The 18,962-nt window shown below is 49.9% G+C and carries 18 protein-coding genes, 2 tRNA genes and 1 other RNA gene; 11 read left to right on the top strand and 10 right to left on the bottom strand.

All coding sequences use genetic code 11. The features are described 5' to 3' along the window. Positions 1-21 precede the first annotated feature (21 nt). From ssrA to map, 4 genes are all read right to left on the bottom strand, one after another. Positions 22-378: a transfer-messenger RNA gene (gene ssrA / locus B5D23_RS07215) on the bottom strand. A 510-nt stretch (positions 379-888) separates the two neighbouring features. Next, positions 889-1,629 (bottom strand): sulfotransferase family 2 domain-containing protein, encoded by a 741-nt coding sequence (locus tag B5D23_RS07205; protein ID WP_078684742.1) that lies wholly within the window; start codon positions 1,627-1,629, stop codon positions 889-891. Between the two features lie 169 nt (positions 1,630-1,798). Next, positions 1,799-1,875 (bottom strand) — tRNA-Met (locus B5D23_RS07200). Positions 1,876-1,970: 95 nt separating this feature from the next. Further along, entirely contained in the window at positions 1,971-2,753 is a 783-nt protein-coding gene (gene map, locus B5D23_RS07195) for a type I methionyl aminopeptidase (RefSeq protein WP_144012578.1), read from the bottom strand. Positions 2,754-3,079: 326 nt separating this feature from the next. Between map and B5D23_RS07190 the strand changes: the two genes are divergently transcribed. Continuing rightward, entirely contained in the window at positions 3,080-3,346 is a 267-nt protein-coding gene (locus tag B5D23_RS07190; RefSeq protein ID WP_078684935.1) for a TIGR03905 family TSCPD domain-containing protein, read from the top strand. 125 nt (positions 3,347-3,471) lie between these two features. Here B5D23_RS07190 and B5D23_RS07185 read toward each other — a convergent pair. Both B5D23_RS07185 and B5D23_RS07180 read right to left on the bottom strand, forming a co-directional pair. Next, a tRNA-Met gene (locus B5D23_RS07185) sits at positions 3,472-3,548 on the bottom strand. Positions 3,549-3,642: 94 nt separating this feature from the next. Continuing rightward, positions 3,643-4,449 (bottom strand): undecaprenyl-diphosphate phosphatase, encoded by an 807-nt coding sequence (locus B5D23_RS07180; RefSeq protein ID WP_078684741.1) that lies wholly within the window; start codon positions 4,447-4,449, stop codon positions 3,643-3,645. A gap of 155 nt (positions 4,450-4,604) precedes the next feature. Here B5D23_RS07180 and B5D23_RS07175 point away from each other — a divergent pair, with 155 nt between their 5' ends. Genes B5D23_RS07175 through B5D23_RS07165 form a run of 3 tightly spaced genes read left to right on the top strand, consistent with a single transcriptional unit; the run spans position 4,605 to position 7,087 of the window. Continuing rightward, the gene (locus B5D23_RS07175; RefSeq protein ID WP_078684740.1) at positions 4,605-4,805 is read left to right on the top strand and encodes a hypothetical protein; all 201 of its coding nucleotides are present in this window, start codon (positions 4,605-4,607) and stop codon (positions 4,803-4,805) included. Between the two features lie 31 nt (positions 4,806-4,836). After that, the gene (gene lptF / locus B5D23_RS07170; RefSeq protein ID WP_078684739.1) at positions 4,837-6,006 is read left to right on the top strand and encodes an LPS export ABC transporter permease LptF; all 1,170 of its coding nucleotides are present in this window, start codon (positions 4,837-4,839) and stop codon (positions 6,004-6,006) included. Further along, positions 5,996-7,087 (top strand): LptF/LptG family permease, encoded by a 1,092-nt coding sequence (locus tag B5D23_RS07165; RefSeq protein WP_159445948.1) that lies wholly within the window; start codon positions 5,996-5,998, stop codon positions 7,085-7,087. Before lptF ends, B5D23_RS07165 begins: the two co-directional genes overlap by 11 nt. A gap of 97 nt (positions 7,088-7,184) precedes the next feature. On the opposite strand, the gene yihA is transcribed toward B5D23_RS07165, so the two are convergent. Beyond that, positions 7,185-7,784, bottom strand: a complete 600-nt coding sequence (gene yihA, locus B5D23_RS07160) for a ribosome biogenesis GTP-binding protein YihA/YsxC (RefSeq protein WP_078684737.1) — start codon at positions 7,782-7,784, stop codon at positions 7,185-7,187. Between the two features lie 180 nt (positions 7,785-7,964). Here yihA and B5D23_RS07155 point away from each other — a divergent pair, with 180 nt between their 5' ends. The 3 genes from B5D23_RS07155 to B5D23_RS07145 all read left to right on the top strand — a co-directional run bounded on the left by B5D23_RS07155 (position 7,965) and on the right by B5D23_RS07145 (position 12,102). Further along, the gene (locus B5D23_RS07155; protein WP_078684736.1) at positions 7,965-8,426 is read left to right on the top strand and encodes a type II 3-dehydroquinate dehydratase; all 462 of its coding nucleotides are present in this window, start codon (positions 7,965-7,967) and stop codon (positions 8,424-8,426) included. A gap of 31 nt (positions 8,427-8,457) precedes the next feature. After that, positions 8,458-9,018, top strand: a complete 561-nt coding sequence (gene efp, locus B5D23_RS07150; RefSeq protein ID WP_078684735.1) for an elongation factor P — start codon at positions 8,458-8,460, stop codon at positions 9,016-9,018. Positions 9,019-9,084: 66 nt separating this feature from the next. Next, the gene (locus B5D23_RS07145; protein WP_159445947.1) at positions 9,085-12,102 is read left to right on the top strand and encodes a DNA translocase FtsK; all 3,018 of its coding nucleotides are present in this window, start codon (positions 9,085-9,087) and stop codon (positions 12,100-12,102) included. A gap of 71 nt (positions 12,103-12,173) precedes the next feature. Here B5D23_RS07145 and B5D23_RS07140 read toward each other — a convergent pair whose 3' ends face one another. After that, complete coding sequence (locus B5D23_RS07140) at positions 12,174-12,668, bottom strand: L-2-amino-thiazoline-4-carboxylic acid hydrolase (protein ID WP_159445946.1); 495 nt, start codon at positions 12,666-12,668, stop codon at positions 12,174-12,176. Positions 12,669-12,833: 165 nt separating this feature from the next. Between B5D23_RS07140 and B5D23_RS07135 the strand changes: the two genes are divergently transcribed. Continuing rightward, positions 12,834-13,520, top strand: coding sequence for an outer membrane lipoprotein periplasmic chaperone LolA (locus tag B5D23_RS07135; RefSeq protein ID WP_078684732.1), 687 nt, complete (start codon positions 12,834-12,836; stop codon positions 13,518-13,520). 55 nt (positions 13,521-13,575) lie between these two features. On the opposite strand, the gene B5D23_RS07130 is transcribed toward B5D23_RS07135, so the two are convergent. After that, the gene (locus B5D23_RS07130; RefSeq protein WP_078684731.1) at positions 13,576-14,715 is read right to left on the bottom strand and encodes a pseudouridine synthase; all 1,140 of its coding nucleotides are present in this window, start codon (positions 14,713-14,715) and stop codon (positions 13,576-13,578) included. Positions 14,716-14,724: 9 nt separating this feature from the next. Beyond that, positions 14,725-15,351 (bottom strand): sulfurtransferase-like selenium metabolism protein YedF, encoded by a 627-nt coding sequence (yedF, locus tag B5D23_RS07125; RefSeq protein WP_078684730.1) that lies wholly within the window; start codon positions 15,349-15,351, stop codon positions 14,725-14,727. A gap of 292 nt (positions 15,352-15,643) precedes the next feature. On the opposite strand from yedF, the gene B5D23_RS07120 reads away from it, so the two are divergent. The 3 genes from B5D23_RS07120 to B5D23_RS07110 are packed head-to-tail and all read left to right on the top strand — an operon-like array spanning position 15,644 to position 18,961. Next, positions 15,644-17,422, top strand: coding sequence for an ABC transporter ATP-binding protein (locus tag B5D23_RS07120; RefSeq protein ID WP_078684934.1), 1,779 nt, complete (start codon positions 15,644-15,646; stop codon positions 17,420-17,422). Beyond that, positions 17,419-18,051, top strand: coding sequence for a lysophospholipid acyltransferase family protein (locus B5D23_RS07115; protein WP_078684729.1), 633 nt, complete (start codon positions 17,419-17,421; stop codon positions 18,049-18,051). Before B5D23_RS07120 ends, B5D23_RS07115 begins: the two co-directional genes overlap by 4 nt. Then, complete coding sequence (locus B5D23_RS07110) at positions 18,038-18,961, top strand: polysaccharide deacetylase family protein (RefSeq protein ID WP_078684728.1); 924 nt, start codon at positions 18,038-18,040, stop codon at positions 18,959-18,961. Before B5D23_RS07115 ends, B5D23_RS07110 begins: the two co-directional genes overlap by 14 nt. Position 18,962: the final 1 nt, after the last annotated feature.

Genomic DNA, 18,962 nt, shown 5'->3' with positions numbered 1-18,962 from the left:
AAAGGGGTCGTAGCATACTTTTGGTGGAGGCGGGGGGAATCGAACCCCCGTCCGAGAATGCTCCACTTAAGGCATCTACAGGCTTAGTCCATCTATTAGTTCTCGTCGCTCAACTGCCGATGAACAGGCGTCATCACGACCAGATCGCTTAAGGTTCTCGCCCAGATTCCAACAATCAGAAAATCTGTAGCCAGCCCGATGGGGGTTTTCACGTCGCTAGAATATCAGGCGTCAGTCTAGGTCAGTGCTGGCTAAGCTATGCTGCCAGTGCGTATTCAGTATCGTTGGCAATTATGCCTTGCCGCTTTTAACGAGGCCAGCGGCGCCTCGGCCTGCAACCTTAGCTTCAACCATCCCCGTCGAAACCAGGTCGCCCCCTTTGTCAAAGAACAAAAAGGAATATAAGGACTTCTCCGCATTTGGCAAGACTATTCTTATAAATTTTCTATTTTGCTTTGGAGAGGCGGCACAAGGGGCGCTAGGGTGGGCGGGGACTCTGTCCCCGCACCTCTGCAAGGGGCGCTGCCCCTTGACCCTGCCCAAGGACGAGGCCCTTGGGAATCCCGCTTTCGCTCAAAAAAAACAGGGCTGAATGGGATGAAAGCGATGCTTTCCTCTCCATCAGCCCTGTTTTTTTTTGAGCTAATGGGCGTCCCGTGTGTTCTTTTTCTTTCTGCTCCAACCCTTTCTTTATGAACGCAAGCGTTCAAAAAGAAAAGAGTGGCAACTCGCAAAAGAGAAAGAGGCTCTCGACGTTATGCCCAACAAGTTTGAAATTCATTCACGCGAAGCGTGGATGGAATTCAAACTCGATGAGGATACGTAAGGGAATCATTCCCTTACGCGGGGTCCGGGGCTGGCCCCGGTTCTCTCTCTCCCTCCCACCCATTAATACCCAGCTCCCTGAGCGATTCGCGAGAAGGGGAATCCGATAAAGTTGTAGGCTTTGCGGAGCTGCTGCGTGAGGGCGTATTCTTTTTTGAGCCGCGAGTGAAGGATCTGCTTCTCATGAACATGGAGCGGCTTGGAGAAGTGCCGAAGTGGTGGCGAATAGACAAAGGTCTTGTCAAAGAGCGTTGAGAGGAGCTGAAGGGAAGGTTCAATGTCCTCAATGAAGAAATACGCATTGAGGGAACGAATCACGGAAAAAGCTTCATCGGGATCTAAGGACGGAGAGAAGGTGTAGAGCTGCCGGAGAAGGTGGCGTTCAGGGATGGCGTCAAGAAAGTCGGAAAAGCTGTCTCCGAGCCAGCTGAGCTGTTTTGCATAGCGAGCACGTCCCTGAGGCGTTTGATTTTGATACTTGAGCTTACGATAGAGGGAGATGATACGAGCTGCAGGGTCGCGAAAAGAGGTGATGCGAAAAGTTCGATCTGGGAGTTTCAACTTGTAATAGGGGGTGTGAGAGAATGCGTAAGTAAACTCTCCGGCCTCGATAAGCTCTGAGGTGCGCTCGGTAAAGACGAGGCCATTGTGAAGAACGGCGTTGTCGCGAGTCGCTTCGCGGTAAAGATAGCCTGTTCCATCGTCAAAGGCGTTGAAAAAGGTGCGATTAATGGTTGTTCCGCCACACCGTGTGATGTGGCAGTAATAGCACCTGTCAAAAGAGCCTCGAAGATTCATATACATACGCGTCCCCCTCGGGAAAAGATTGTGGAGTGGGATGAGACTTGTGGTGCGAGCAGAAGACACCACATAAGTATTCTAGCATACATTGGAAAAGGTGGGAGAAAAAAAGAGGGGAGAAGTGAGAAACGAAAAAAAGCTCCCTTTCCGAAGAAAGAGAGCTTTACGTTCGTGGTAGCGAGAAGAGGACTTGAACCTCCGACACTGCGGATATGAGCCGCATGCTCTAACCAACTGAGCTATCTCGCCATTTTTTGTGTGGGACGTTTTCCCCGTCCGCGAAGAAGGGTTTTAAGGACTTCGCAGATAAATGCAAGCACTTTTTTAAAAAAAGTGAAAATTTTTTATTTCATAGCCCAAGCTTCGCCGTTGGGACCGCAGGTCATGACCTTGGCTCCGGAAGCTGTAACAGCGATAGTGTGCTCAAAGTGGCAGGCGGGTTTCCTGTCTTTGGTCACGATGGTCCAGTGGTCGCTGAGGGTTTCAACTTCCTTGGTGCCGACATTAATCATGGGTTCAACAGCGATGACCATGCCCTGCTTGAGGCGGAAGTCTGTGCAGCCGCGGGAGAAATAGTTAGGAACCTGAGGGAGTTCCCACATTTCTTTGCCGATGCCGTGGCCTACGAGGGTTTCTACGACGGAGAAACCAGCATTGCGGGCGTGCTTGGCCATTTTCTTTGCAATCTTGCTCCACTTGATGTTGGGGTGGATTTCTTTGATTGCAATGTGCAGGCATTCTTCTGTGACGTCCATAAGCTGGCGCTTTTCGTCGTCGATGTCGCCAACGGCATGTGTGCAGGCACAATCTGCGCACCAGCCGTTGAGCTTGAGGCCGATGTCAAAGCTGACGATGTCGCCGTTAGCGAGTTCGCGAGCGGAAGGAATACCGTGCACCACCTCTTCGTTGACGGAGATGCAGCAGGTGGCGGGGAAGGGAACTTCTCCGGGAACACCCTTGAAGAGGGGGGTTGCGTTGTGCCCGATGATAAACTTTTCAACTTCGGCATCAATTGCTTCGGTTGTGGTCCCAGCTTCAGCCATTTCTCCTGCGAGCTGATGGGCCTGCCAGAGCAGGACGCCTGCTTTTCGCATCAGCTCGATTTCGGCTTTCTTCTTGAAATTCAAAACACGTCTCCAGTTTTATCCATAATGAAAAAAGGAAAAATACTCCTTCGGTCCCCTGTGTCAACAGGTCTCCGAACGGGATGGACATCACTGTGAAGCCTTTTGCTGGATAAATCAATGGGTTGAGAGAAAAGTCTTTTATGAGGGGAAAATTCTCTTTTGACGAAACTTGACCTCTGGATGTATCGACTTATTTCTCATGTGGATTTGTCAAGAAATCCGCAAGGCAGCTCTGGCTTTTTCAGATTTGCTTGAAGTGTTTGAGAATTAAAATGAAATTGGAGAAAACAGTGTCAGAAGGTCTTCAGAGCTTGGATTTGAATTCGATGAAAACGCAGCAGCCTCAGGACGATACGATTACGTTTGTTCCTCAGGGCGTTTGCTCCAAGCTTATTCAGTTTAAGGTGAAAGATGGTTGCCTGCATGATGTCCATTTTACTGGTGGCTGTCCTGGCAATCTGGAAGGAATTGGAAAGCTGATTGAAGGTATGCCTTTGAATGTCGTTGCGAACCGCCTGAAAGGTATTCGCTGTGGCAGAAAGGCCACATCCTGCCCTGACCAGCTTGTTCAGGCTATTGAGCCGTACATGTAAGCTTGAGTGCTTTTGACGATATGAAGAAGTAGGGGCATCCGAGAGGGTGCCCTTTTTTTTGAGGCGATGTTTTTTGCAGAAATAAAAAAAGCTCTCTTTCCGAAGAAAGAGAGCTTTGAGTTCGTTGGTAGCGAGGAGAGGACTTGAACCTCCGACACTGCGGATATGAGCCGCATGCTCTAACCAACTGAGCTACCTCGCCGTGATGTCGTCGAAGCGTTTTGTGAATCACGCCCCGTCGAGAAAAGGCTTATAGGAGGAGACCACCGGGAATGCAAGCACTTTTTTCGATTTTTTTAAAAAAAGTTAAAAAAGACCAGAATGAGCACGAGTATTGAGAGGCCAAAACGATACCATGCAAAGGGGACGAGTGTCACCTTGCCGAGCAGTTTGATGAAGCCTTTGATTGCAAGCCAGGCGGAGAGAAAGCTGACGACAAAGCCTGTGAGTATGAAGGGAATGTCGGCACTGGTGAAAAGGTTCGCGCTTTTGAGCAGGTCGTAGCCTGTTGCCGCAAACATAATCGGGACCGCAGCAATGAAGGAATATTCTGCGGCAATGGTTCGTTTTGCACCAAGGATCATGCCACCCATGATGGTTGCTGCGGACCGGGAAAATCCGGGCCAAAGGGCAAGACACTGGAAGCAGCCAATGCCAAGTGCAAGGGCTGGAGAAATTTCGTCGAGTGTTTGAGTCTTAACAGTAAAGTGTCTGCGTTCGACCCAGATGATGGCGATTGCGCCAACCAGAAGGGCAAGCCCAACTGTGAACGGACTAAAAAGATAAGTTTTGATATAGTGATGCGTCAGGAGGCCAAGAATACTTGCTGGAAGCGAGGTCAAGAAGAGGAGCCAAAGCCCGCGGATTCCGGAAAAACGCATTTCTGGGTTGGGCCGCAGCAGGCCGATGAAACGTTCCCAGTAGAGCACGACAACCGCGAGGATGGCACCAAGTTGAATGATGACCTCAAAGGTTGCGGCTTTTTCTCCAACAAATCCAAGGAGATTGCCTGCGAGGATGAGGTGGCCTGTTGATGAAACTGGCAGAAACTCGGTCAGCCCTTCGACAATGCCAAGTATGATCGCATGAATGATGGAGTCCACAGTTTTCCTCTTAAATTATATTGTTTTATATAAGTATTTCTCGTACTTTGGGGCGGTTTATTTGAAAGTCCGCCAAGTTGCAAGCCCGCTGCCAATGGTGTAAACGCAGTCAGGGATACTGGTGGCGAACCTTTTTGCAGAAAAGGAGTCATAGCGTGACAACAATAATGCCAAAGAGTGAACTCGCTCGCCGTGCTCTCGAATGGATAGATGACCAGCGTCTTTCCGGCAAGGACAACACCAACGCCCTTGTTCAGGAAGCCCTCATACGGTTCAATCTTGGACCGAAGGACGAAATGTTCCTGAACGCTTTTTTCAAAGATACCTCAAAAAAACAGGAAAAGTCCCCTGAATAGCTTTTTTCGACCATCTCTCCTGCATCGGCAGATGTTCAAGGAGCTACTCGGCCTCTTTCTTTTGTGTGCCGGGTCTCTTCTTACACTTCTGCTTATTGGCAGGCTTCTCCAGCTGAGGGATCTCTTTTTGAATCAGAGCCTTGGGTTCTTTGACATTATCAAAATGTTCACGTTCCTCAGCCCATTTTTTCTGCTTTTGCTTATCCCCATTGCCTGCATGCTGGCAGTCTTTTTGACGCTCTTACGCATGAATACAGATCTGGAATCCACGGCGCTTAGGGCGTCTGGTGTGAGCCTGTATCAGCTTTTACCTGCGCCAATCCTGCTTGCCGTGCTGTGTACGGCAATTACGTGGTGGATATCCTTTAGCGGTCTGTCCTGGGGTATGGAGAATTTTCGGGCAACAGTTATGGACCTTGCTCGGTCCAAAACACAGCTCGTGCTCCAGCCCGGTGTGTTTAATAAAGAATTTCCAGAACTGACACTGTTTGCACAGCAGGCAGATGGTCGCTCTGGAGAATTAAAAACAGTTTTTGTCAAAGATACGTCGCGTGGGTCACAGCCTGCAACGATTCTTGCCCCTCGTGGACATGTTCACACAGATACGTCTGAGGGGGAAATTATTTTCCAACTTTATGATGGGAAAATATACCGTGAAGAGAAAGACGGCGCGAGTGTCATTGGGTTCGGTACCTATCAGGTGCGGATGGATCTGTCTCGCATGCTTGGCGGCTACAAGCTGGGAAGCGTGCGCCCCAAGGAAATGTCCTGGAACAGGTTGCACGAATACCAGACCGAATTGAAAACAGGAAAGGATGTGCATAGCCGGGAGTACAAGTTGCGCAAGGTGGCAGTCGAAATCCAGAAGCGTCTGGTTTTCCCCTTTGCCTGTATTGTGCTTGGGCTTTTTGCTGTGCCTATGGCGTCCATGTTTGGAGGCCTGCACAGACACTGGGGGCTTTTGCTCGCACTGGGCTTCTTCCTTTTCTATTATACGTTGCTTTCTCTTGGCCTTTCTCTTGGCGAGACAGGCGTTGTTCCGCCAGCAATTGGCTTATGGATACCTAATGCGCTCTTTTCTGTTGCGGGCCTGTATGGCATCCGGCAGGCGGCTCTTGAGCGGTCGGTGCGAATTGTTGAGCTTTCTCAGCATTTAAATGTACGTAACCTTTTCAGGCGGAAAAAAGCCGATGTTCGGTAGAACGTTATTTAGTTATCTCTTCCGCCAGAATATGTTTTATATTCTGACCTGCCTTGCGGTAGGCTCAGGGCTGTATCTGATGACGGACATTTTTGACCGTCTTGATGATTTCCTGTCTGCGGGACTTGGAGCCTCGACAGTTGCGACATATTTTGTCGTGAAGCTGCCATTGATTATTTCCCAGATTCTGCCTGCGGTATTCCTGTTGTCGGTGGTTATTCAGCTATGTCTGATGGCGCGGCACAGGGAATTGCTTGCGCTTCGTTCTGGGGGCATTTCTTTTGGGCATCTTGCGAGGTTTTTTGTGCTGTATGGCGTGCTTTGGGCCGTTATTCAGCTCATGTTTTCGCAGGGGCTTGGTGTGTATGGCCAGCAGCTTTCGAGCAAAATCTGGGCAGAACAGGTGCGAGGCAAGATTGTTGAAACCCGTGAGCTTACAAACTTGTGGTTCAAGGAAGGCAATTTTGTTGTTGAAGTGAAGTCCGCACAGCCCGCAAAAAAAACAGCCCAGAATGTGAAGGTGTATGAATTGAGCGCAGACAGGCGCTCTTTGATGAAAATTTACACCGCAAAACGAGCACATACTGAGCCGGGAGACTGGCAGCTTATTGACGTGAAGGTGCTGAATCCCGGAGCGTATACGAGCGAGCAGCATAAGATCCTGATGATGCCTTTTGAGCAGAATATGGAGACTTTTCTTGCTGCTGATTCGGACTCAAACCCCGGGCAGTTGCCTTTGTGGAAGCTTTCTCAGCTTATTGAACAGCTGGATGCTGCCGGATCAAATGTTGAAAGGCTGCGGACCGAGTGGCATGGGAAGTGGGGCTATGCCTTTGCTATTGTGACAATGAGCATACTGGCGCTGGCAATGCTGACCTTCTCAGAGAACATGTACCTGAATATTGGCTTGTCTCTGATTGTGACCTTTGCGTATTACGTTGTCTTTATGATTGGCACGACGCTTGGGCAGAAGGGACTTGTTAATCCGATTTTGGGAGCATGGCTTGCAAACATTGTGTTTTCCATGCTCGGAACTTTGCGCCTTGTGTGGGTAGCATTGTCTGCACAGCACGAAGCATAAGCCCCGGCGGATGCACCTTGTGCAAAAAATATGATAAAAAAATGCTGTCGCGGTATACCGTGACAGCATTTTTTGTGTGTTTGTAAAAAACGGATGCCTAAGCGTCTTCTGGAAGTTCCAGTCCTGAGGCGTCGCGAATGGTCGCCCAGATTTTATTCAGACCGGAGCCTGTCTTGGAAGAGGAGACCAGAATTTTGGTGTTGTCTCCAATGATGTTTTTCCACTGACGTTGGCGCTGGGCGCAGTCCTTCTGCTTAACCTTGTCGCTTTTGGTCATGATTGGAATCATGGGAATACGCAGGGCCTGAAGGTAACTGACAAGTTCCATGTCGATCTTCTGCGGAGGAAGGCGGCTGTCCAAAAGGACCGCAACGGCTTTGAGCCATTCGTTTTTGGTCAGGTATGCTTCAATGAGACGTGCCCATTTGTCGCGCTCCGTTTTGGAACAGCGAGCATATCCATATCCGGGAAGGTCCACGAGGTAGAAGTTGTCAGGAACAACCCGGTAAAAGTTCAGGCTTCGGGTTTTGCCTGGGGTGGAGCTGATTTTTGCAAGGCTTTTTCGACCCGCAAGGGCATTGACCAGAGAAGATTTACCAACGTTGGAGCGCCCGGCCATAGCAACCTGTGGCAGAGGCATGTCCTCCAGCTGGTTCATGAGATAAATCGTTTTTTCGAGTTCAAGAATTGGATTCATATTTTTGTCCTGCCCGAGTACGGGGTGGAAGTTTTTTCTTGTGTGCCAGCGCCGGGAGTATGCCCGGATTCTCTGGGTTTGCCAACTAACGGGGAAAAATATAATAGATGTGTCCGCGAATCTGGTATGCCTGCGTGTTTTGCGTGTGGTATCCCACTTTTCACTTAAAAGGATAAGCGTATGGCGAAACTGACAATTCTTGTGCTCAACGGGCCTAATCTTGGGCATCTTGGCGAGCGGCAGCCAGAAATTTATGGATCGCAGGGCATGAACTGTGTTCCAGATCAGGTTAACGCACTTCTTGGCGAAGACGCAAAAGACGTTGAACTGGTTTTTGATCAAAAGAATGGTGAAGGCGAGCTGATTGATCGTCTGGAGCAGGCACGGGAAGAGGGTGTTGACGGCGTTGTGTTCAACGCTGGAGCGTACACCCATACCAGTCTTGCTCTTGGTGACTGCCTTGCCTGGGTCAAGATTCCCTATGTGGAAATTCACATTTCCAATGTTTGGGCACGACCAGAAAAAATTCGACATACAAGCTTTATTGCCCTGCATGCAGAGGGCGTTATTGCTGGTTTTGGTATTGAATCCTATGCCCTTGGCGTTGCGGCCCTCGTTCGCAAGCTTATGGCAGGGGCTTAATTTTATTACATTAGTTTTATTCGGAGGATGAATGATCTCTACAGCTGATTTTAAGAATGGAATGAAGATTGAACTTGATGGCACTCCTTTTGAAATTCTGGAGCACCAGCACCATAAGCCCGGCAAGGGCGCCGCTGTTATGCGTACTCGTCTGCGTAACCTGCTGACAGGCCGTGTCATCGACAAGACCTTCCGTTCCGGTGAAAAGGTCGAAAAGCCTGATCTGGAAACCCGTGGTATGCAGTTCCTGTATCATCAGGGCGAAACTACTCTGGTCTTCATGGACATGAGCTCTTATGAGCAGATGGAAGTTGAGATCGACCAGTTTGGTCCTAATGCCAAGTTCCTCGTGGACGGACAGGAAGTAAAGATCATGGTCTACAAAGGCCGCGCAATTGATCTTGATATGCCTGCATCTGTTGTTATGGAGATTGCAGAGACTGAGCCGGGCGTCCGTGGTGACACTGTGAGTGGCGCAACCAAGCCTGCTACTCTGAGCTCTGGCGTTGTTGTGAACGTGCCGCTTTTTGTGAACACAGGCGACATGATTAAGGTCGACACCCGCACCGGTGCATACATCGGTCGCGAATAAGAAAGACCATATCGCAGATTTATGCGCAAAAGGGGGGTGCATTCCACCCCCCGGCCGCGTATACTCATGCCTATGGAGGAACAAAAAACAAACGGCGCTAAACTGTTGAAAGAGATTATGGCCCTCGCCCTTGGGTTTTGGGCTGTTTTGCTTTTGATCTCGCTAATCAGCTATAGCCCGCTTGATCCGAGCTTTAATCAGGCCGTCAGCCCCGGCCTTCCGGTGCATAATGCGGCTGGCCTTATTGGGGCCTATCAGTCGGATCTGCTGGTGATGCTTTTTGGTATTTCAAGCTTTATCTTTCCCGTTGCGCTCGCAGCATTGGCCAGTGGTAATTTCGTTCGAAAACTCTTTCCAGCCTGGTGGCGCTGGCTGGGATTCTATCTTTTCTTTATCTGCCTCACGACCTTTGGTGCAGCAGAGTTTGCGCGTGAACATGTGCATCTCTGGGGTATCTCTGGTGGTGGTATCCTTGGCTCCATTCTTTACGTCCAGACGCAGTACTATCTGCGTCCCGTGGGAGCCTCTCTTGTCTGGCTCTTTACACTGATTGTCTCGATTCAGTTAATGTTTGCCGTCACCTGGGCAGGCTGCTGCAAGCGGCTCCGCGCACGGTGTATTGATCTGTCGGCAAAGTTTACTGAACGCATTGCTCGTTCGCGCCGGGTCCGTGCTGGCAAAAAGAGCAGTGAAGAAGCTGCGCAGGGGCAAAGTCCTGTTCCTGCTGATTCTGAGGCAGCGCCCTCCCAGTCTGTCGAGGCTGGTTCTGACGCCCCATTGAAAAAGAAAATGATGCTTTCTGAGCGTCTCCGTCTTCCTGCGTTTTTGCAGCGGAAAAAACAGGCTTCTGAGGCTCCGGCCCTGGAGGATGATCTTCCTGTTTCGCTTCAGCCTGTGGCTGAGGCACAAGCTGAAGCGCGTGCCGGTTTTGTATCCGAAGACGCATCTCCTGATCTTGCAGATGCTGTTGAGGCCCCTCATCATGAGCAGACGGCAGTCGATGACGAATATACGTTTTCGACTGATGCTGTTGATGTGAGTGGGGAAGATGTCCCTCTGGACATGCCGCTTGAGCAGCTTATGCAGACAGAGCAGGGCGACGCAGGTGGCGATGATGTCTTTGATTCTCTTGAGCGCATGGAGCAGTCTGAGCAAAATGCTTTGGACCAGTCTTTTGCGCAGCTTGAGGATGAGGAATCGTCGACATTAGAAGCGGAAAATCAGGCGTATTTTGCTGAACAAGAGCATGAAGAAGCTCCTGAGATTACAGCAGGTCAAGAAACAATCGAGTCCGGTTTTGACTCGTATAGCGAGCCAGAAATTGAAGAGGCTCATTCTGCCTATGCTGATGAATCTGAGCATCATTCTGATTTTGTGCCTGCATCAGAGCCTGAACCTCAGCATCATGAAGAGACGGAGCGTCTCGAAGCTCCTGCGGATGATCCGTATGTTATGGATGTGCTTGCGTCGCATCCTCAGGATATTCCCGCGGGTGGGGCAGAGCAGCCTGATGCTGACGCTATTGCAGCTCAGGAGCATTTGGAAAAGGTTGCGGCCCATGTCCAGACAACTCCTCCAGCAGAAACACAGACGCAGGTTGCCGCAGAACCTCAGCGGATTGTTCCTAAAGTTCAGGATTTTTCTGGACCTCCCTCTATTGATTTCCTGAATTTGCCTCCAGAAGGTGCTTTGGGCATTCCGCAGGAAGAGCTTCTGCAAAAATCCGCAGACCTTGAGCAGTGCCTGCTTGATTTCGGCATTCATGGCGAAGTGAAGAGTGCTGTTCCTGGACCTGTTGTCACGATGTTTGAATACAAGCCTGCCCCGGGCGTAAAGGTAAGCCGCATTTCGAATTTGACGGATGATCTTGCCCTTGCGCTTAAAGCGGGTGCGGTTCGCATTGAGGCTCCTCTTGTGGGACGAGATACCGTTGGTATTGAAATCCCGAATCCAAACAGGCAGGTTGTGTACATTCGAGACATTATTGATTCGGATGTCTTCGCAGACTCCAAGTCAATGCTGACGCTTGCCCTTGGTGAGGATATTTATGGCCGACCGCATGTTGCGGACCTCGCCAAGATGCCTCACCTGCTTGTTGCTGGTGCAACGGGTCAGGGTAAAAGTGTGTGTCTTAACTGCCTGTTGATGAGTTTCCTGTACAAGGCGTCACCAGATGATCTGAAACTTCTTCTGGTTGACCCTAAGCGTATTGAGCTGTCTGTGTATGCAGACCTGCCTCATCTCGTGCACCCGGTTGTGACGGATATGTCTCTGGCCAAGAATGCTCTTGAATGGGCTGTGTATGAGATGGAAAAGCGCTATGACGCGATGGCAAAGCTTGGTGTCAGGAATATTGAAGGCTTTAACCGCAAACTGAAAAAGCTTGGCGATGAGCTGCCCGAAGGCTGTGAAGAGATGGAGCGTATGCCCTATCTTGTCATCGTTATTGATGAGCTTGCGGACCTGATGCTGACAGCACGAAAAGAGGTCGAAACGTCTATTGTTCGGCTTGCTCAGCTTGCACGTGCTGCTGGTATTCATATGATTCTGGCAACGCAGCGTCCTTCTGTTGACGTTGTGACTGGCCTGATTAAGGCAAATTTCCCGAGCCGTATCGCGTTTACCGTGACCTCGCCTCAGGACTCCCGCACTATTCTTGATGCGGTTGGTGCAAACCATTTGCTGGGTAAGGGCGACATGCTCTTTAAGCCTGGTGGTGGCAAGCACATCCGTGTTCATGGTGCGTTGGTAACTGATGAGGAAATCGAAGACGTGACGGATTTCTGGAAGGCCAAGGGCAAGCCAGATTATCAGCTTGATTTTGGCGAATGGGGCAAAAGCTCTGATGAAGGTGGCGCAGCTGGTGGCTCCGCAGAGGACAGGGACGACCCTGTGTATACGGAAGCCGTGCAGTTTGTCATGGAGCAGGGCAAGGCCTCTATCTCCCTGATTCAGCGTCGATTCAGAATTGGCTTTAACCGAGCTGCCCGCTATGTGGAACAGATGGAGCAGGACGGCATTGTCGGTCCTGCAGAAGGCAGCAAGCCACGTCGAGTTCTCGTGGGTGGTGATTTGCCGGTATAGCTGGAAAAGACTACAAAAAGGCGGTGCGTTTCTCATGAGGAGCGCACCGCCTTTTTTTTATGATGTGATTTTTAGGCTGGATGTCTGCTTTCGGTCCAGACATAGCGGAACGGGCAGACCTGAGCGGCATTTTCGACAAGAGTCGATGAGCGAGCGAGTTGAAGGTGAGGCGAATACCCTTTTGCAAAGGCCAAATCCCGGTGGCATCCCAGAGTCTGGGCAAGGCTCGGAGAGAGCCCAAGCTCATCCAGATACATTCTGGCATACGCACAGGAACTGACATCAAGAATAAAGGTTGAACCGGAGAGCTCCCGTCGGCTAAATTTCAGCGCGCCATTTTCTCCCCATGTGTCCGCAATCTGGCTAAAGTGCTCAAGAGAGGGCTTCCCGTCCGGGGCTGTGAGCGCAAAGGCCTGTCCCTCCTCTAAAGCAGCTTTTTCGACAATGATACGAACGAGGTCCAGTGCTCGTGTTTCGTCAGATCGGCTTTTGAGAACCTCATAGACGTTTCGGAGCATTTTGGCCTCAACCCTGCGTTGCTCAATGTAGGGGATATGGTGCAGCATGTCCTGACCTCCATTAGCGTGGCACTGGCTGAAAAGTGATTTTGTCAGCGTGTGATGTTTGTGAAAGGTCTTTATGACCATTCTCTTTTCTTATAACCTAAGCTGATCTTTACAGCTTTTATATATGAGTGCAACCAGAATCCCGGAGTGGGGTGAGGAGAACCTATGTCTCTGACTTTTTTGAAAAGATGTGCATGTATTGCCATCATTGCAAGCCTGTTTGTCTGTCTGCTGGGTGTTCCGCAGGCAGCGCTTGCGGCTTCGAAAACTCAGGACGTGCTTGTCGCGGTCCAAAAAAAATATGAGAGCGTGAAGGGGCTGAGTGCAGACATTACGCAGGTCCTGACAAATGCTTCAAGTGGAAAGGTCGAGAATCGAACTGGAACCCTGAAGTTTCAGCAGCCTGCGCTCATTCGCTGGAAGACGCTGACGCCAGAACCAGAGCTGCTGGTTGTTGGCAAGGAGAAGGTCTGGGAGTACTTCCCGGAAGAAGAAACCGCATATGTCTATGAAAGAAAGCAGGTGATAGGTTCCAAGACGATGCTCCGCTTTCTCTCTGGACAGGCCCGGCTGGATGAAGATTTTGCGGTGAGTCTTGTTGATGAGAAAGGCGCAAGCGTGAAGCTGGAGCTGGTTCCCAATGAGCCAGAGCCGAATCTGGTTCAGGCCTTTGTGTGGGTTGATACCCAGAACTGGCTTCTTGAGCGGGTTCAGCTGATAGATTTTTTTGGAAATGTGAACGATGTGACCATGAGCAAGGTTCAGGAGAATCCCAGCTTTGTGCAGGATGACTTTCGCTTTACGCCCCCCAAGGGGACTGAGCTGGTGACAAATCCTGCTCAGCCTCAGTAAAAGAGATGAAAAAAGGCGAGATACGAATATCTCGCCTTCGTTTTTGAAAACGTGTTTATTTGTTCCAGCCCTTGTTGCGGCCCGAACGGGAGCGCTGTGGCCTTGAATCGTTATCGCGGCGTCCCCAGCTGTTTCGGTTGGAATTCCTGTCGCGCTGCGGGCGCTGTTCCTGATCCCGGCTTCGTGGAGCTGAGTCTCCAGAACGTCTTGGGCGCTGGTCTCTGTCTTCTCTTTTTCCTGAACGGTGTTCGGAACGAGAGTCGGTAGGGCGACCACGCCGTTTGTCCTGCCTGTGCGGGGTATCATACTGTGCCCTGTTGTCCCGTGCTGGACGTTCCCTTTTTTGTGGAGTTGCAGCTTTTTGGGGCTTTTCGGGCGGCGCAGGTTTCGCCTCCATGCCAACGGCCTGCTTGAGGCGGGAGACTTCTTCAGCTGTAAGCTCACGAGCTTTGCCACGTTCCAGCGTATCAAGACCGATTGGTCCCTGCTGGATGCGGCGCAGACCCAGAACTGTCAGATTCAGGTCTCGGCACATGCGGCGAATCTGTCGGTTAATGCCCTGAATCAGGGTCATAAGGATAACCGTGCCGCGGCCCGGATCATCAGGAAGGATGCGGACTTCAATAGGAGCCAGTTCTTCGCCTTCACGCAGACGCATGCCGTTACGCATGATTTCAAGCTTGCTTCGGGTGACGTCACCGCGCACACGAACAAGGTAGAGCTTAGGCAGATGCCAGCGGGGATGAGTCAGCCTGTTTGCCAGCTCTCCGTCCGTGGTCATCAGCAAAAGCCCTTCGGAAAAATAGTCAAGGCGACCAATAGGGAAAACTCGGCGCTGGCGCTGTTCTGGCGTCAGGATGTCGAGGATTGTTCGCCGGCCCTGTGGATCGCTCAGGGTTGTCATGACCTCGATGGGCTTGTTCATCATGAGGTAGACATGTTCTTCTGAACCTTGGTGGGGGATGGTGACGGGCTTTCCATCAAAAGCAATTTCGTCTTTGGCAGGGTCGATTTTGGTCCCTGCTTCGGCAATGAGTGAGCCATTTACCGTGATGCGGCCAGCCGCGACCAATTCGTCAGCGGCTCGTCGGGAGCAGACGCCAGCGAGGGCAAGCGCCTTGTTTATGCGTAAAAGAGCAGGGGCTTTCGTTTCCGAAGCCCCTGCTTGTGTTGTTTTATTTGTATGATTGGGCATAGCCCTGTTTTAGACGCTTATGACCTTGGAAGCAAGCTGAAGACTGGTCACAACGTCGAGCATATTTGTGGTTTCACCGACGGCTTTCTGTTTCAGGAGACCAAAATGGTCAAGACAGGTGCCACAAACTAGAATGCCTGCACCCATTTTTTCAAGCTCTTTGAGCTTTTCGCAGCAGGGATTCTCTTCGGTTGTGAGCTTGACGCCGCCGTTGACAAGAACAACACGCCAGAGTTCGTCACCGAATTCGGGCAGAGTGGAAAGAAAATTCAGCATAAGCTTGGAACCCAGCTCATCGTCACCAGAACCCAGTGTGTCCCGCTGAATAAAGACAGTGACTTTCTGGTCGATGGCTTCCAGAGCCTGTGAGGTCATGACTTCGCACTCAGCGCAGCCCTCGGTGTCTGAGGAGCTGTCGTTACGGTGGGCTGTCAGGGTCCAAATTTTTTCGCCGGTTTCTTTAGCGTCAACCGTATATCCTTTGGAGGAAACGAATCGGCTGACATTCTGGACGGCAGCTTCGTTGTCGACCAAAATGCGCAGTGTTTCCGGGTGCTCAGTTTCAATAGCTTTTTTTGCATTCAGAACGGGCTGAGGACAGGCAAGTCCTTTGCAGTCCATGATTTTCTCTGCCATAATATTATCTCCTTCAAGAAAAACATGGAATCCTTTCTGCCTGTTTGGGTCAAATAGATATTTTGAATCATTTCTCGTGCTGTGGATAGAAAAACACGGTACAAGATAAAAAAGCAGGGCTAGCCGTTTGGTTTTTCTGCAAAAATTTTCACTGGATTTACGGCCTGGTTTTTTTTATCAGAATCGCTTGTCATAAGACATATTGGACCTGTCCTGACTGAGGGCAGGCCATTCCATATATCCCAAGGGGAGTAATTACGTGGGAAAAGAAAAGACGCAGTCCCCCAAGAGTATGGCGCTTCTGAAGCGCTGTCTTGGGTATTTTCTGCCGTATAAGTTTCGAATTTTGCTTGCCATTGTTTCTATGGCAATTGTGGCCGCCTGTTCTGGCGCAGCTGCGTATCTGGTTAAGCCAGCGTTTGATGATATTTTTGGTAACAGAAATGCTCAAGCGCTTGTTGTCATTCCCCTTGCGTATGTCGTTGTTTTTTTGTTGAAAGGTATTTTTAGATACCTTCAGAATTATGAAATGCGAATGTGCGGTCTCAAGGTTCTCGAAACTTTGCGGAATGAGCTGCATGGAAAGATGATGCACCTGCCTGTTGGGTTCTTTGAGGAACAGCAGGTCGGTAATTTGATGTCTCGAATCACTATGGACGTTGCCATGATTCGAAACAGCTTGCCTTCTATTGTCATGCTCATTCGGCAGGGACTTGAAATGCTTGGCCTGATCGCGGTTGCCTTTTATCAGCAGCCATTTTTGGCGAGTATTGCGCTGATTGGGTTTCCTGTTGCTGTCTATCCCATCATTTATTTTGGTAAAAAGTTGAGGAAAATTGGCCGGAAGAATCAGAGCAAGCTTGCAGACATCAATATTATCCTTCAGGAAATCTTTAGTGGCATTCGGGTCGTCAAAGCCTTTGCCAATGAAGACAGGGAAACACAGCATTTTGCAGAAGAGAATAACCGGCTTGTGCGCATTGCACAGAAAGAGGTTATTTTTAGTGAGCTGTCGTCGCCCGTGATGGATCTGGTTGGAGCTGTCGGAACCGCGTTTGTTATGTGGTACGGCGGAACGCAGGTTATTTCTGGTGGAACGACACCTGGCGCGTTTTTTTCTTTTCTTGTTGCGGTTGGTCTGATGTATGCGCCTGTGAAAAAGCTGAATAGTGCAAACATGGACATCCAGCGCGCTCTTGCTGGTGCTGAACGAGTTTTTGATATTTTGGATTCACCGAATTATACGGTTGAGAAAGAGGGTGACAAGGAACTGACCGAAGATTTTCGAGCCTTGGATATGCAGGGAGTCACTCTGTATTATCCTGGAAGTGATGTTCCTGCGCTGAAAGATATTACGCTGAGAGTCAATGCCGGAGAAAAGGTCGCGCTTGTTGGTCCCAGTGGCGCAGGTAAGACGACTTTGGTCAATTTGATTCCCCGTTTCTATACCCCGGCCAAAGGCCAGATCTTTTTTAATGGAGATGCTGTCGAAGAGTATACGCTTTCGTCACTGCGAAAAAGTATCGGCATTGTCAGTCAGGATACCTTCCTGTTTAATGCTGATGTGCGGATGAATATTGCGTATGGGCAGGATGAAATTGATGACGCGCGCATCGCAACCTGTGTTGAAATGGCCTACGCAAGTGACTTTATCCAAAGTCTGCCGGAAGGCTATGATACGGTTTTGGGTGAGCGTGGGGCAAAGATTTCTGGCGGCCAGAAGCAGCGTCTGACAATTGCGAGAGCATTGTACAAAAATCCATCACTTTTGATTCTGGATGAAGCCACCAGTGCGCTGGACACTCAGGCAGAGCGAAAGGTACAGGCTGCACTTGAAAATCTGATGGAAAACAGAACGAGCATTGTGATTGCTCATAGGCTGTCGACCATTTTGAATGCAGATAAGATTGTGGTTATGGATAAAGGCCAGATTATAGCGCAGGGACCACATGCGGAACTTTTGGAAAGCTGCGAACTCTACGCCCGTCTGTACAGGATTCAGTTTGAAGATGCCTTGAATCATTCTGCAACCCCTACTAGTCATGCTCATTCTGAGGAGGAACGCGCGTGAAGCTCAAAGTCAATCCTGTTCTCCTGTCTTATCCTATGTCATGGGTTTATCGCCTGTGGTGTTTGACTATTCGCTTTACGTTAGAAAACGTTGCGCCTTTGGAGAGAGAATGGGCACAAGGGAATCTTTTGACGGTTGGCTGCTGGCATAACGAGCTTTTTGCTTTTCCTGCGAACCAGATGGGCAAGAAGTGGGCTGGCATAGCGAGCTTGAGCGAAGATGGAGCAATAGCTGCGGGCCTTGTAAATCGGGTTGGAATTGCAACTGCCAGAGGTTCGAGTTCCCGTGGTGGCGTTCGTGCTCTTATGGGAGCCTGCCGTCTGATGAAAAAAGAGCATCGCAATGGTTTTGTGACTGTCGATGGCCCGCGAGGGCCTCGTCACAAAGTCAAGGAAGGTGTTATCTTTTTGGCGCAAAAGTCGCGGACCAAGCTTGTTCCAGTGCGTATTTTCCCGTCGCGGTCCTATGTTTTTGAAAAAGCGTGGGACAAGTTTATTTTGCCGCACCCGTTTTCGAGTTGTCGTATTGTTTTTGGTGAACCATACGAGGTGACAACGGAAAAGTTGCGCGGTGAAGTTCTGGCTGCAGAAATTCAGAAATTTGAGGATAAGATGAATGCTCTGGGCTAAGCTACTTGGTAAAAGTTCTGTCCCTGTACTGTGTTATCATAACATAGACGGGAATGGGATGCCGTGGAAGAAGTTTACGGCACAAATGGAGTGGCTCAAAAGTGCAGGGGTTCAAACGCTGACGCTTGGCGAGCTAAAAGCCTTTTTGGAGGGGAAGCCTCTGGAGGCTCCCTCTGTGTGCATTACCTTTGATGATGGCTTCCGTGATATCTATACCCGTGTGAGTCCCTACTTTGAGTCTTTGGGATTCCACGGGGTTTCTTTTGTCATTAACAATCGCATTCGCCCAGAGGATGAACCGGGGCAAGACACTGAGATAATCGCTCACGAGGCTCATAGAGGCTTTTTGCAATCAGGGGATAGGTCAGCGTGGATGTCTCTCTCTGAAATTCGTTCTATCGTCGAAAATGGGACGTTTGAGATCGGTTCACATTCCATGACACATATGATGATCCCCGGAGATCCTCAAGTAGAGGCTCGGCATCCAGATCATTGGGCGCATGAAGGACGCAGCAGTGAAAAAACGCTTAGTGAAATTTACCCTGAGTTTTCAATACAGGCGTATTTACCAGATAAGCATGAATTTGAATCGAAAAGTAGCTTCAAAAAACGAGTAAGAGAAAATATAAGTCAGAGCGTTACCGGTTTAAGCAAAAAAATAGATATAAGCGTTAAATCGTTAGGCTGGCCGTGGGGAGCTGTAGCTCCGGAAGCGTTGGAAGCAGTCAAGCAAACCTCGGTTGAAGTTGCTTTTTCGCTTAAAAATGGCCCCGTGACCCCTGCTTCAAACAAATATTTGATTAATCGCTTGGAAGTTCGACGGAAGAAAGAGCTTTTGTGGTTCCAAAGCCGTATTTTTTTATACAGTCACGCAATCTTAGGCGCATGTTACGCGGGAATGAGGATATAAG

Source organism: Desulfobaculum bizertense DSM 18034 (genome assembly GCF_900167065.1).
Classification (GTDB): Bacteria; Desulfobacterota; Desulfovibrionia; order Desulfovibrionales; family Desulfovibrionaceae; genus Desulfobaculum; species Desulfobaculum bizertense.
This window is presented reverse-complemented; position numbering and strand designations above follow the sequence as displayed.